This is a genomic window from Haloferax mediterranei ATCC 33500 (assembly GCF_000306765.2).
Lineage (GTDB): Archaea > Halobacteriota > Halobacteria > Halobacteriales > Haloferacaceae > Haloferax > Haloferax mediterranei.
Genome location: NC_017941.2, coordinates 1,967,803 through 1,981,880, shown reverse-complemented (window position 1 = coordinate 1,981,880; position 14,078 = coordinate 1,967,803). Strand labels below are relative to the sequence as shown.

13 protein-coding genes are annotated in these 14,078 nt (G+C 62.3%); 7 read left to right on the top strand and 6 right to left on the bottom strand.

The features are described from left to right. Window positions 1-417: 417 nt before the first annotated feature. Complete coding sequence (gene phaC / locus HFX_RS10135) at window positions 418-1,746, top strand: class III poly(R)-hydroxyalkanoic acid synthase subunit PhaC (protein ID WP_004060157.1); 1,329 nt, start codon at window positions 418-420, stop codon at window positions 1,744-1,746. Between the two features lie 337 nt (window positions 1,747-2,083). Here the strand turns inward: phaC and HFX_RS10130 are convergent, their stop codons facing one another. From HFX_RS10130 to HFX_RS10120, 3 genes are all read right to left on the bottom strand, one after another. Then, window positions 2,084-2,728 (bottom strand): helix-turn-helix domain-containing protein, encoded by a 645-nt coding sequence (locus tag HFX_RS10130; RefSeq protein ID WP_197034210.1) that lies wholly within the window; start codon window positions 2,726-2,728, stop codon window positions 2,084-2,086. 110 nt (window positions 2,729-2,838) lie between these two features. Further along, window positions 2,839-3,765 (bottom strand): alpha/beta fold hydrolase, encoded by a 927-nt coding sequence (locus HFX_RS10125; RefSeq protein ID WP_004060159.1) that lies wholly within the window; start codon window positions 3,763-3,765, stop codon window positions 2,839-2,841. A gap of 107 nt (window positions 3,766-3,872) precedes the next feature. Then, window positions 3,873-4,862, bottom strand: coding sequence for a ring-cleaving dioxygenase (locus HFX_RS10120; protein ID WP_004060160.1), 990 nt, complete (start codon window positions 4,860-4,862; stop codon window positions 3,873-3,875). A 188-nt stretch (window positions 4,863-5,050) separates the two neighbouring features. On the opposite strand from HFX_RS10120, the gene HFX_RS20050 reads away from it, so the two are divergent. Continuing rightward, window positions 5,051-5,209, top strand: coding sequence for a hypothetical protein (locus HFX_RS20050; RefSeq protein ID WP_004060161.1), 159 nt, complete (start codon window positions 5,051-5,053; stop codon window positions 5,207-5,209). 15 nt (window positions 5,210-5,224) lie between these two features. Here HFX_RS20050 and thiD read toward each other — a convergent pair whose 3' ends face one another. From thiD to thiE, 3 genes are read right to left on the bottom strand one after another with little or no spacing between them, the layout of a single operon-like run. After that, window positions 5,225-6,058 carry a bifunctional hydroxymethylpyrimidine kinase/phosphomethylpyrimidine kinase gene (gene thiD, locus HFX_RS10115; RefSeq protein ID WP_004060162.1) on the bottom strand — a complete coding sequence of 278 codons (834 nt, stop codon included), beginning with the start codon at window positions 6,056-6,058 and terminating at the stop codon, window positions 5,225-5,227. Between the two features lies 1 nt (window position 6,059). Next, window positions 6,060-6,902 carry a hydroxyethylthiazole kinase gene (gene thiM, locus HFX_RS10110; protein WP_004060163.1) on the bottom strand — a complete coding sequence of 281 codons (843 nt, stop codon included), beginning with the start codon at window positions 6,900-6,902 and terminating at the stop codon, window positions 6,060-6,062. Then, window positions 6,899-7,543, bottom strand: a complete 645-nt coding sequence (gene thiE / locus HFX_RS10105; protein ID WP_004060164.1) for a thiamine phosphate synthase — start codon at window positions 7,541-7,543, stop codon at window positions 6,899-6,901. Before thiE ends, thiM begins: the two co-directional genes overlap by 4 nt. 140 nt (window positions 7,544-7,683) lie before the next feature. Here thiE and HFX_RS20045 point away from each other — a divergent pair, with 140 nt between their 5' ends. The 5 genes from HFX_RS20045 to HFX_RS10085 all read left to right on the top strand — a co-directional run bounded on the left by HFX_RS20045 (window position 7,684) and on the right by HFX_RS10085 (window position 13,940). Continuing rightward, window positions 7,684-7,839 (top strand): NADPH-dependent FMN reductase family protein, encoded by a 156-nt coding sequence (locus HFX_RS20045; protein ID WP_004060165.1) that lies wholly within the window; start codon window positions 7,684-7,686, stop codon window positions 7,837-7,839. A gap of 5 nt (window positions 7,840-7,844) precedes the next feature. Beyond that, entirely contained in the window at window positions 7,845-8,657 is an 813-nt protein-coding gene (locus HFX_RS10100; protein WP_004060166.1) for a hypothetical protein, read from the top strand. A 90-nt stretch (window positions 8,658-8,747) separates the two neighbouring features. Further along, entirely contained in the window at window positions 8,748-11,897 is a 3,150-nt protein-coding gene (locus tag HFX_RS10095) for an FAD-binding and (Fe-S)-binding domain-containing protein (RefSeq protein WP_004060167.1), read from the top strand. 150 nt (window positions 11,898-12,047) lie between these two features. Next, entirely contained in the window at window positions 12,048-13,184 is a 1,137-nt protein-coding gene (locus HFX_RS10090) for a pyridoxal-phosphate-dependent aminotransferase family protein (RefSeq protein ID WP_179955379.1), read from the top strand. A 180-nt stretch (window positions 13,185-13,364) separates the two neighbouring features. Beyond that, complete coding sequence (locus HFX_RS10085) at window positions 13,365-13,940, top strand: hypothetical protein (protein ID WP_004060169.1); 576 nt, start codon at window positions 13,365-13,367, stop codon at window positions 13,938-13,940. The last annotated feature ends 138 nt before the right edge of the window (window positions 13,941-14,078 follow it).

The following is a 14,078-nucleotide window of genomic DNA, read 5'->3' as shown; positions in this document are numbered from 1 at the left end:
CCCTTCGCACCACCGAGACCTGCACATAAATTGATTACAAATGTCCGCGTTACACTAGACAAACGGTTGAACGAGTCCATCACCTGTGAGCCACATTGCATCAGCAAATCGCCAACTGCGTCTCTGCCGGTTGACTCCGGATGTGGGAGGGGATTCCGACAGACGCCGCCGGTGCGACCAGTGAATACGGGAGGAGGCTGTGTGACTTCTGTTCGGGAGACTGCAGAGCGCTGTTTACCAGTGCGCCCCAGAAGTACGGCGAGGTTCCACATCGTAATCTCGTCGAAGCGGGAGGGACCATCCACCCCCGACTCCCGTACGGTTGAGCCGAGGGGGGTTCGACCACTCGATAGACGATTCCACGGTACTCGAAGAGACCCCTTCCAGAGCAATTCGCCACCACACTCGAGATAAAAGATGACCATGAACCCGTTTACGACGGCACTGGATATTCAGCGTCAAACGTTCGAACGAGGTGCGGACACCATCGATAAGATGCGACTCCTTCCAGAGCGACTCGACGACCTCGCGTCCGTCGAGGTCGGACAGACGCCGAGTGAGGTTATTCACTCGGAGAACAAACTCGACCTCTTGCACTACGAGCCGCTGAACGACGACCGCCATAATACGCCGCTTCTCGTCGTCTACGCGCTGATCAACCGACCCTACATTCTCGACCTTCAGCCGGACAAGAGTGTCGTTCGACGGTTCCTCGAAGACGGATTCGACGTGTATCTCATCGACTGGGGCGAACCATCTCGCCTCGATGCGTCGCTGACGCTCGGTGACTACGTGAATCGGTACATCGACAACTGTGTCGACGTCGTCCGAGACCAGACCGGAGCTGATTCGATCAATGTGCTCGGCTACTGTATGGGCGGGACGATAAGTACGATGTACGCCGCGCTGTATCCGGAGAAGGTCAACAATCTCGGACTCATGGCAACTGGGTTGTGTTTTAACGACACTGGCGGGATTCTCGAACGCTGGGGGAGCGAGGACTACTTCGACCCGAAAAGGATTACCGAAACGTACGGAAACGTGCCTTCGGAGTTCCTCGCGACAGGTTTCGCACAACTCAACCTGATCGAAAACGCCCTCATGAAATACGGAATTCTGTACGACCACCTCGACGACAAGGAAGCCGTCGAGAACTTCGGGCGGATGGAACGCTGGGTTCGTGACGGAGTGGACGTGGCGGGTGAGGCTTACCGACAGTTCATCGAAGACATATATCAGGACAACGCGCTCTACCGAAACGAACTGGTTCTGGACGGGGACCACGTCGACATCGAAAATCTCACGATGCCGGTGTTACAGATTGTCGGGTCGTTCGACCACCTCATTCCACCGGGTGCGAGCAAACCCTTCAGCGAGGTCATCCCGAGCGAAGATACGGATATCTACGAGTTCCCTACCGGCCACGTCGGCATGGCCGTGTCGGGGAAATCCCACGGTGAGTTGTGGCCCCGCGTAGCGACGTGGTTCCGCGAGCGGTCCACGACACAAGCGGTGAGTCCGGATACAACCGAACGCGAAGAAGCCCAGATGGAGGCCGAACAGGAGACATCGTTGCAGACAATCGACGGTATCGGCCCGACGTACGAGGAACGACTCCGTGATGCGGGCATCACGACGGTGGGTCAACTCGCAACCGCAGAGGCCGCTACGCTTGCTGACCGGCTCGGAGTCAGCGAGTCACGAGTGACAACCTGGATGGAACAGGCGAGACAACGCACCAGCTAATACGGCGAATCAACAGTACTAGTGAGGCTTAGAACTCAACAGCGCCGATCATTGGTTCACCAACACACTTCGGGCAGGCTTCGGCCTTGTATTCCTCCATACAGCGCTGGTGGCAGTAACACCCGCAGTGCCGGCAGAAGAACACCTCGTCGTCACGTTTAAACTGTGTTTCACAGATGTAGCAACGAACCATTGTTTGCTGAATATAGTGCGGCTATCAGCATAAATCGACTTGTTCGTTAACGCTCGACATGGTCAGCGTTTGTCGGCCGATAGACCACTTACCCACGGTCTGGACAGGCACTCCATCGGTTGACGAAACCCGACCGTCTAGTCGTCAGGTCGTCTCGGTGTACGCCGAAATCACCGCAGCCTCGGCTTTCCGGATCAGTTCACCCGCCGTGCTCGTCGAGCAGTCGAGCTCGTCTGCGACGTTCTCGACGGACCCGTCGCGAGGGACTTCGTAGTATCCCACAGAGACGGCCGTCTCCAGCGCCGCTTGCTGGCGGGAGGTGAGCTGTGACGGCGAGTTTCGTCGTTCGAACTCGCTGACCCGTTCGATGGTGAGCGACCCGAGTTCTGAGAGTGCCTCGTAAAACGCGCTGAGCGCCGTCGATTCGCCAACGGCCTCGAACTCGACCGTTCCGTCTTCGGAAAAGACGACCGGTGGAAGGAAAATCACCCGCGAATCCGCGACGATATCCAGTAACGTCGCCGAGAACTCGTAGCCGTCCTGCCGGAGGAACACGTAGGTCCCGTCGGTGCCCCCCACGAAATGGCTCGTGACGAGCGAGTCGATACCAGCGACAACCCGCTCTGTGTCCGCTCGGTCGCCGTCGCACCAGAGCAGCGTCGTCGCGTCTTCGGTTGGACTCCACATCAGCAACTCAGCCCGCGTAACCGACGGTTCCTCCACGACCCGCCGATGAAGCGGGTGAACGAGCCGGTCGGGATAGGCGACCGAAAACAGGATGCGTTTCATACCGCGATTTGAAATCGTTCGGTCGACTCGCATATCAAACGGCGTGATATCAGTCGACGCGGCGGTGTACGTTGGTGTTAGTCGGCATGGGTGTGTGCAAATCCTTGGTGTTAGTCGGCGCGGTCGTGTGCATCCAAGACGGCGGGGATGCTTCGAACGAGCGTCTGCAGGTGGTCCGCGTCGTCGAAGACGTTCAGTCGAGCAGTCGGAAACTGTGATTTGAAGCGCCGAACGCCGTCAATCGGGACGTTCGTGTCCTCCGCACCGTGCCAGAAACACACGTCGGTCTCGATAGTACCGGCGGGCAGTTCCCACGCCGTCGCAGCGTCTCGAAAATCTGTGACAGCACCTACCCCGTGGCCCGAAATGGCCTCGACGAAATCCGCCTTCACGATGGCCGCGACATCGTCCGGAATCGACTCGGTCCCATTCGTGTACTGTGAAACGACGAACGACGGGTCGAGGCGGTCTGCGAGCCACGCCTGTCCTCGAAGGAGTCCGCGGAGAACTGTCGGGGTGGCCGTCGCCAATTTCCCGAGAAGTCGCTGTATCGCGGGCGTCGAGTCGGCGGTACCGGGAGGCGTCGCACCGGCGACAACATCGACTCGATTGATTCGGTCCGGTTGGGTTGCTACAGTTGCGAGTGCGTGCGGAGCGCCGCCGGAGAATGCGACGAGACCCGCAACCTCCTCGTCGGCGTCGTCGAGGACGGCAGTGATAACCGCGTCTGCGTCGTGTATCGAGCGGGACGACCAGTGGGTAGACCGTCCATAGCCGGGGCGGTCGGGCGCGAGCACTCGAATATCGCGTTCTCGTGCGGCGGCATCGAACAGTGCCCCTAATCGCCGAGAGCCGGGAGTCCCGTGAAGAAACACGACCGGCGCGCCATCGGAGCACCCGTACTCGGCGTAGGCAACCTGTTTCTCGCCATCGAGTGAAACGACCGTGGGTTGTTCACGGCCGCTGTCCTGTCTCTTTCCCTGTTCCTGTCCCTGTCCCTGTCTCCCCCGAGACGAATCCGATATCGGTGTCGCCATCCAGTGTTGCTTCTCGCCTGTATCGTGAGTGTGTGGTGCCGGACCAATCCGGTTGTTTATCCGAGCCGGGTCGGGGCCACCACCGGGTGACGGACCAACTAACAGCTTCAGTTATCGGCTTCCGCCGAATCGGCTCGCGGTATCGTCACGTCCGTCAGCCCCGCTTCGATTTGTTCGCGCTGTGCTTCGAACTCGCCGGGGAGGACGAGTCGCCCGCCGAGGTCGGAACGCGGTTCGTCGCTAGTGTAACCCGGGTCCTTCGTGGCGAGTTCGAACAGGATGCCGCCGAATTCCCGGAAGTAGACCGAACGGAACCAGTGGCGGTTTATCTGGGCTGTCGGGCGCAGCCCTTCCGACTGGACAGCCTCGCGCATCGCCGCTTGGTCCTCGTCGGTCGGCGTCTGGAAGGCGACGTGGTGGACCGTCCCGTGACCCTGTCGGCTCCCCTCGATAGTCGGGAGCACGTCGACGTACTTCCCGACGGGTCCAGCGGCGGCGAATCGAGTTCGCTCGTCACCCTGCACGTCGCCCTGTGCCTGCTCGGTGCCGACTTCCTCCAGCCCCATCGTCCGGAGGAGTTCTTCGGTTGGTTGGGGGTCCGCCACCCAGAGCGTCACTGAATGGAACCCTCGAATCGCCGATTCCTCGGGAACGAACTCGGTCCACGGGACGGTCGGGTCGTCCTCGGGGATGTCGACTTCGACCAGTTCGACCGGCAGGCCGTCCGGGTCGCTGAAGGGGAGGACAGTCTCGCCAAACCGCTCGATTCGGTCGTCGTACTCGACACCGTACTCGTCGAACCGGGCTTCCCAGTAGTCCAGGCTTCCGTCGGGGACGCGGAATGCGGTTCGAGAGACCTGTCCGGTGCCGACTTTTCCCTGCGAGAGGTTCTCCCACGGGAAGAACGTCATACTCGTCCCGGGCGTCCCCTCGGCGTCCGCGAAGAAGAAGTGGTACGTGCTGGGGTCGTCCTGATTGATGGAGCGCTTGACGAGCCGAAGACCGAGCGTCTCGACCCAGAAATCGAGGTTCCGCTGTGGGTCGCCCGCGATACACGTAACGTGGTGGATGCCCGGCGTCGGAGTGTGGTCAGTCATCACCGCAGCGTAGGAGTCGGAACGACTTGAGTGTCTGCTGACGTGAGTGTTACCGGGTCATAGCCGTGATATCAGCCGTTTTCGTTGCAGGGGAATCAGCTGTTTTCGTTATAGAGAACTCAGCCGTTTACGATATCAGCCACGTCGAAAAGCGAGTCGATTCGTAGGTAGGCGCGACGGAAAGTTCTGTGTCGAGGCTGTGTTCCCGGCGACGAACGCGGAGTCTACTCCCGCGCGACCGGTTCGAGTTAACAGTCCGAGACGGAGAACTGGACTGGACTATCGAGCGCCAGAGTGATGAGAGCGACGTTGCCGACGAACTCACGCGGTTGTGGGGGAAGTTCTGAACCCGGTAGATTTGCTCACTCCCCCATGTTCGACCACTCGCCGCCGACGAGGTGATTCACGCTTCCTGCGCCTTCGCCGACGTCCGCCGGTTCGGAGAGCGCCGCGTGCGTGAACTCGATACCGCGTTCGACCGCATCCGGCAGGTCGTCACCGCGGGCGAGGCGGGCGGCGATTGCGCTCGACAGCGTGCATCCGGAACCGTGCGTAGCTGCGGAGTCGATTCGAGAGTTGACGTACGTCGTCGTTTCTTCGGGCGTTACGAGCGCGTCGACGACGGTCGAATCGTCGGTGTCGACATGCCCGCCTTTCAGGAGCACGGCGTCCGCACCCCACTCGAAGAACTGGTCTGCGGCGGCGTGCTGTGTCTCTTCCGTATCGGGGAAGTGGCCGGTAATCGCCTCGGCCTCGTCCGCGTTCGGGGTCACGAGTGTCGCCTGTGCGAACAGGTCGGTGTAGTCGTCGACGGCGTCCTCGTCGAGCAGTCGGTCGCCGGAGGTGGCGACCATCACGGGGTCGAGGACGACCGGGCCGTCGTAGTCGGCGAGGCAGTCCGCGACCGTCTCGATAGCCTCCGCCGTCGCCAACATGCCGAGTTTGACGGCCGCAATGTCGAAGTCGTCAACGAGCGCGTCAAACTGCGCGCGAATCGCGTCTGTGGGAAGGACGTGAGTCGCCTCGACGCCGCGGGTGTTTTGCGCCGTCGCGGCGACGATGACCGACCCGCCGTAGACGCCAAGTCGCGTCATCGTCTTCAAGTCGGCTTGGATGCCCGCGCCGCCGCCGGAGTCGCTGGTGGCAATCGTAATTGCGTACGGCGGGGTCTGCGGAGTCGGCTGTGTCGGTGACATCTCACCGCACCTCGATTCGTTCGACGCGGTCGGAGAGGTCGGAGAGTTCTTCCCCCGCGAGTCCGGCAGCCGCGTCGAGGAACGAGACCCTGTAGCTCGCCGGACCGTGGTAGTCGCCGAAAACGCCGTCAGCCGCGAGTTCGCCAGCCAATCCGTAGGCGGCCGTTCCCGCGAGCGCAGCATCGAGCGGGTCGTCGATTGCGGCGGCGAAGACGGCGAGCGTCACGCCGAGCATACAGCCGGTACCGACGACTTCGCCCATCATCGAGTGGCCTGCGTGAACCTCGTAGGCCGCGTCCTCGGTTGCGACGATGTCGGTCTCACCGGACGCGACGACGACGGCACCCGTCTGGCGAGCGCATTCGACCGCCGTCGCGGCGATTTCGGCGTACTCGCCGACCGACTCCACGCCCCGAACTTCGGCGTTCTCGCCGACGAGCGCGGAAATTTCGCCGTAGTTTCCGTTGAGCACGTCGACGTCGAGTTCGGTGACGAGGCGCTCTGCAACCCGCGAACGGGTTGGGGTCGCACCGACGCCGACGGGGTCGACGACGAGCGGCACGTCGTGGTCTCCCGCCGCGGCACCGGCGGCCAGCATCGTCGCCTCACCCGTCTCGCTCACGGTTCCCATGTTGAGCAGACAGCCGTCGGCGATTGCGACCATGTCGGCAACCTCGCGTTCGTCGTCGGACATGACCGGCAGGCCGCCCCAGTGCAGCGTGATGTTCGCCACGTCGTTGACGGTGACGTTGTTCGTGACCGAGTTGACGAGCGGTTGGTTGTCGGCAACAGCGGTGAGCGCCTCGTCGAGCGAGAGTCCGAATTCCGGGTCGAGACTGCTCATCGGCGGTCCCTCCCTTCGGCGACGGCGGTCGCAAGCCGACGTGTCGCGCTTTCTGGGTCGTCTGCGGCGGTGATGGCGGAGACGACAGCGACGCCATCGGCTCCAGCGGCGACGACATCGGCGGCGTTCGACGGCGTGATGCCGCCGATGCCGACGAGCGGAATCGAGACGGCGTCGGCGACCGCGGAAACTCGCTTGACGCCGATTTCGGACTGGTCGGGGTCAGTCTGCTTCGTTGTCGTCGAAAAGACGGCACCCACGCCGAGGTAGTCCGCACCCGCTTCTTCGGCGGCCTTCGCGCCTGCGACGGTCGAAACCGACCGACCGATGATGGTGTCTGCGCCGAGTTGCTCGCGTGCGACGGAGACGGGAACGTCGTCGTCGCCGAGGTGGACGCCGTCGGCGTCGATTGCAGCGGCGATATCGACTCGGTCGTTGACGACGAGCGAGACGCCCGCATCGGCCGTCACGTCCCGAACTTCACACCCGGTTTCGTATCGCTCGCGGGCGCTTGCGTGCTTCTCGCGGAGCTGGACAACATCGACGCCCCCATCAACTGCGGCCTGCACCACGTCGAGCGTCGTCCGACCGTTGGAGAGGTCAGACTGCGTGACGAGGTAGGTGTCTATCGGGGTATTCATTAGTTGTATTCGGTAGTGGTTCACAGGTCCCCAAAATAGTTCCTACTGGGGCATCCACGATTCGGCTCCGTTTCCCGCGGTTTGAGAGCCTGTATCAGGGTTATGCTGTAAGCGAACGAATAGGAAGATGGTGGGAACAGATGGATTCACTCCTGATTGCCTACGGTACACGAGAGGGACGGACTGCGAAGATAGCCGACCGAATCGCGACGCTGCTCGAAGCGGGCGGGCACGAGACGGTGACAATCTCAGTCGACGACGGTGGGGACGACGCTTCGACAGAGACCAGTGGGTGAGTCCGATGAAACGCCGCACACTGGGCATCGTTGTCGTCGTCGTCCTGCTCGTCGTCGCCGCTATCGGCGGCGGTCTCTGGGCGTTTGGCCGACTCTCGTTTCTCGACTCCTACGGGAGTCAGTACGACTACAGCGTCCGTATCTCGGCGGACGAGCAGATTTCCAACGTGACGATTCTCGTCCCACTTCCTGTCGCTAACAACTCGTCTCCAATCGGCGATACCGTCGAATCGCGGGAGTATCTCGTCCCCGAAACGTGGACCTACGACGTGGTAGAGACGCAGTACGGCCCGATGCTTCGGGTTCGAGCGGACGAGATACCCGCCGAACCGACCTACCACCGAGCAGTCGTAGAGAACGACCGACTCGTCCGCTGGGAGCAGATTCCCGAACGCGAGTACAGCCGAAACGACTCCGATACGCTCCGCGTCGAACACGATGCGGTAGACCTCAACGCCGACGCGACGGTAAACCGCTCTATCGACACGCGGTCTCCCGAGGGAGCTGAACCGCTCTTCCACCCGCGTGCTAACTCGCAGCGAGTCCCGTGCGAGTGGCCCCGCGAAGACGACGAGACGCGGTGCTACTCGTACGACACGATGCTGTTCCTGCAGTACGACGGTCCGGAGACGACCAACGTCTCCGTGAACGTCGAACTCTACGGAACAAACTCGTGGTGGGTCGGCGGGTGGAACTACAACGAGTACAGCGACCGAATCCACGCCTACGATATCCCTGCTGACCGACAGGGCTGGGTCGTCGTCGACGGCGAACTCCAGACGGGCGCGGGGAACTATCCGCGGAACCCGCCGCAGTAACTCGGCGAGGAATTGCCATCTCTCCCTTCTGGTGGCAAAGATGGCGGCTCGCACACACACTTTTGCTATTCTAAACAATTATATATGATAATGGTTGGCGACGACTCTTCGTGGCCGAATCGCGCCACGACGGCGGTTGACGAAGGGGACTTGAGCGACTTCCGGCGATTTCAGGAGTCACGTGACTACGAGGTATCCGACGTAGCGGCCCACGCCGAGTTGGCGTCCGACTTGCGCGACGCCGTCGAGGGCGAGGTTCGATTCGACGAGTACACGCAGGTCTTGTACGCCACAGACGGGTCGATTTACCGCGCCCGTCCGGCGGGAGTGGTCATCCCCCGCGACCCCGACGACGTTCGGGCGGCGGTCGAGATAGCCGTGGCGCACGACGTTCCGATTCTCCCGCGCGGGGCGGGGTCGTCGCTGGCGGGGCAGACGGTCGGTCCCGGCTGTGTCGTCCTCGACTTCTCGAAGTATATGGACGATATCGTCGCGGTCGACCCCGAGAATCGACGGGCGACGGTTCAACCCGGCGTGGTTCAGGACGACCTCGACGACCGTCTCTCGGCGCACGGCCTGAAGTTCGCACCCGACCCCGCGTCCTCGAATCGAGCGACAATCGGCGGTGGCATCGGCAACAACTCGACCGGGGCGCACTCGGTCCGCTACGGCATCACCGACGCCTACACCGAGGAGTTGCGCGTCGTACTCGCCGATGGGTCGCTCATGCACACCCGCGACGTGGTCGTCGGAAGCGACGAGTGGGACGACATCGTGGCGAAAGACGACCGCGAGGCCGAAATCTATCGGACCGTAGTCCGACTGGTCGAAGAGAACGAAACCGAAATCGAACAGCGGTATCCCGAGCTCAAGCGCTGTGTCTCCGGCTACAACCTCCACAAAGTCGTCTTCGAGAACGACGACGGTGAAACGGTCGTCAACCTCTCGAAACTGTTCGTCGGCGCGGAGGGTACACTCGGCGTCGTCGTCGAAGCCACCGTGTCGCTCGTGACGGTGCCCGAAGAGACGGCACTCGTGCTCTACGCCTACGACGACCTCCTCGACGCGATGACGGCGGTTCCCGACGCGCTCGACTTCGACGCGAGCGCCGTCGAACTCATGGACGACGAGGTGTTCAGGATGGCCGCCGAGTCGAGCGAATACGCCCAGTACGTCGAGGGGATTCCCGACGGGACGGCTGCGACGCTGATGCTGGAGTTCGATTCCGAACTCCACGACGACTTCGAGGCGGTGATTCAGGCGGCCAACGACCACTTCCTGCGGTCGGAGTCGAAAGCGGAGGCGGAGTCGAAAGCGGAGGCGGAGTTGAAATCGGAAGCGGACGACGGCAGGGCGTTCGACGCCATCGAAGCCTACACCGACGAGGCGCAGGCGAACCTCTGGAAACTCCGGAAGGCGGCGATTCCGCTGCTCATGTCCTTGCAGGGCGACCCGAAGCCGTACCCCTTCATTGAGGACGCGAGCGTTCCGCCGGAAGAACTCGCGGAGTACGTGCAGTCGTTCGAGGACGTACTGGCGGACCACGGAACATCGGCGGCGTACTTCGCCCACGCCGGGGCCGGGACGCTTCACATTCGACCCATTCTGAACCTGAAAGACCGAGACGGCATCGAGACGATGCGGTCGATAACCGACGACGTGACCGACCTCGTATTGGAACACCACGGGGCGTTCTCCGGCGAGCACGGCGACGGTCTCGCCAGAACCGAGTGGAATCCGAAGATGTACGGCCCGGCGCTCTGGGACGCGTTCAAGCAGGTAAAATCGGCGTTCGACCCCGACTGGCGCATGAATCCGGGGAAGGTCGTCTACCGCAGCGATGACCCGACCGACATGCGCGAGAACCTGCGGTACGGCGCGTCGTACGCCTCGCTCGAACCGGCGACGACGCTCGAGTTCGAGGACGAAGGCGGCTTCTCGCACCTCGTGGAGCTGTGCAACGGCTGTGGAACGTGTCGCCAGACCGGGTCGGAGACGATGTGCCCGACGTACCGGGCATCCAAGGACGAGGCGGAGACGACTCGCGGCAGGGCGAACATGTTGCGGGCGGCCATCAGCGGCGACCTTCCCGAAGAAGAACTCTACACCGACCGGTTCCAAGAGGAGATTCTCGGCCTCTGTATCGGGTGTAAGGGCTGCAAGAACGACTGTCCGACCGGCGTCGACCTCGCGAAACTCAAAGCCGAAGTGAAGCACAAGCACCACGCCGAAGCAGGCGCGTCGATTCGGGAACGACTATTCGCCAACATCGACCGATTTGCGCGACTCGGGAGCGTACTGGCACCCGTTTCGAACTGGGCCGCTGAACTGCCGGGTGCGCGGGACGCGATGGACCGCCTCGTCGGCATCGCGTCCGACCGAGAACTACCGTCGTTCACCAGCAACACGCTCGAACAGTGGATGAAATTCCGCGAAGCCACCGTCTCGCAGGCCGAGGCGACACATCGCGTCCTCCTGTTCCCGGACACGTACACGAACTACGTCACGCCCGAAATCGGCAAAGCCGCGGTGCGGACACTGGAAGCGGCGGGCGTCCACGTCCAACTGGCCGAGAACGTCCACCCGAGCGGGCGAGCCGCCTATTCCGGCGGATTTCTCGACCTCGCACGGAAGCGCGCGGGACACAACGTCGAGGCGCTCCGTCCGTTCGTCGAAGACGGCTGGTCCGTGGTCTTCACCGAGCCGTCCGACGTGGTGATGTTCCAAGACGAGTACGACGACCTCCTGCCGAACGAAGCCGTCGCTCCGGTCGGAGCGGCAGCCTACGGCGTCATGGAGTTCATCGACGTGTACCGACTCGACGAGGAATTCCCCATTCGCGGCCGCGAATCGACCGGTTTGGGGTCTGTGGGAACCGCCGGAACCGCCGTCGCCGACGGCGGCGAGTTCGGGTCGCTGACGTACCACGGCCACTGCAATCAGAAGGCGCTGAACAAGGACCACCACGCCGTGGGCGTCCTCCGGCGCGTCGGCTACGACGTGGACCCGCTCAATTCGGGGTGCTGCGGGATGGCCGGAAGCTTCGGCTACGAATCCGAACACTACGACCTCTCGAAGGCAATCGGCCGCATCCTGTTCGAGAAAGTAGACGAGAGCGAGGCCGATACTGTGGTCGCGCCCGGTGCCTCGTGTCGGTCGCAACTCGCCGAGCGGGAGCGTGAGGGAGTGCACCGGCCAGCCCACCCGATAGAGAAGGTGGCGGCGGCGTTGGCCGGCTAAGACGCTCTACCGGCTCTAGTCACAAGACCGACCGCTCTCCGAACGTCCTTCCGCAATCACATTTCTTTTGTTCCACTGCGTGGCACGTCACACAAGACCATGACAGACGCACCCGATGTCGGCGAACTCACCCCGCCGAATCGAACCCTGATGGGTCCCGGACCGAGCGACGCCCACCCGCGCGTCCTCCGAGCGATGTCGACGCCGCTCGTCGGCCATCTCGACCCGTCGTTCATCGACATCATGAACGAGGTGCAGGACCTCATGCGCTACACGTTCCGCACCGATAACCAGTGGACGATACCGGTGTCCGGGACCGGGTCGGCGTCGATGGAGGCTGCCATCGGCAACCTCGTCGAACCGGGTGATACGGTGCTCGTCCCCACGAACGGATATTTCGGCGGTCGCATGGAGTCGATGGCCGAACGCGCCGGCGGCAACGTCGTCCACGTCGACGCGCCGTGGGGCGAACCGCTCGACTCCGCCGACGTGCAGGCGGCCTTCGACGAATACCAACCGGACGTGTTCGGGTTCGTCCACGCCGAAACGTCGACCGGCGTCAAGCAACCGAGCGTCCCCGAACTGACGGGCATCGCTCACGACCACGACGCCCTCGTCATCGCGGACTGTGTGACTTCGCTCGGCGGCGTCGAACTCGAAGTCGACGACTGGGGTATCGACGTCGCCTACGCTGGGCCGCAGAAGTGTCTCTCCTGTCCGCCGGGTGCGAGTCCGCTCACGCTCAACGACCGCGCGATGGACAAGGTTCTGTCGCGCGAGGAACCGCCCCGCTCGTGGTATCTCGACCTCTCACTGCTCGAAGGGTACTGGGGTGACGACCGGTCGTACCACCATACTGCGCCCATCACCAACGTCTACGCCATTCGCGAGGCGCTCAGGTTGGTCGCCGAGGAGGGTATCGAAAACCGGTGGGACCGCCACCGCCGCGTCGCGGGCGCACTGAAAGCGGCCGTCGAAGCGATGGGTCTCGGGCTGAATCCCGAAGACGAGTACTGGCTGCCGAGTCTCAACGCGGTGCTCGTCCCCGACGGGGTCCACGCAGGTGAGGCAATCGACTACGTCCTCGAACAGTACGACCTCGAAATCGCCGGCGGTCTCGGCGCGCTCGCGGGCGACATCTTCCGTATCGGCTGTATGGGCTACTCCGCCCAGCCCGAGAACGTTTCGTTCCTCATAACGGCGCTCAGCGAGGCGCTGGAGGCGCAGGATGCCGATGTGGACGTGGACACCGGGTTCGAGGCGATGCGCCACGCGCTTGCCGAGTAGGGTTTGACCAACCGCGACGGTGGGGCCGCAGTACTCACGGAGTGGCACAGACTGCCCCGGTCCAATTTCGGGTTAGCCACTGCCAAACCGAAGCGAGACAAACGAGTATCAGAGAAACTGGAGTAAAATGACGTGAACTAATTCACTACTTCATGATGTTCTGGAACGTCAATACATACAATGAAGCGACGCAGCGTGGTTGTCGTATTGGTCGTTGTACTCGCAGTCGGTGGAGTTGGTATCGCACTCGGTACCGGGTTCGGTCCCGAGTCGGGGGACAAAGACGCATCCAGTAGTGACTTCCCCACGCAGACGCCAACACCGACGCAGATGTCGTCTCCGACACCAAGCGAAGACGAGAAAAGTGATTCGACGGAAGATGCGCCCACATCGGGCGAGTCAACTCCAGAACCGCCGTTCGTATTCCAGATAGACGAAATCGAGAAGTGCGGACAGACGTGCCGCGACGTGACGAGTACGCTGGTCAATCAACAGGACGCAGACGCCACCGGCGTTACCGTCTACAGTCGTATCTTCGTCGGCAACAGCACCGATGCGGACGACGAAATTTGGCGCGGAAGCGAGGAGGTCGGAAACCTGCCTGCTGGTGAGTCCTACTCGACGACGAGGCGCGTCAAACTCTCGCTCTCGGAGGCGTTTGCGGTGCAGCAAGCTGACGGATGGATTACGATTCAGACGACCATCGAAACCGACGAGCAGACGCTTACATACTCGGAGCGCCGGGACGTTATCTGATTGCGGGCATCATCCGAGATTTGGTTGCGGTCGTCATCCGATATTTGATTGCGGGCATCATCCGAGATTTGGTTGCAGACGCGAGCGACGTTTGAGCGCCGAAAAGTGGCCCACCGCTTCCGCAACGACTTTTCGCGC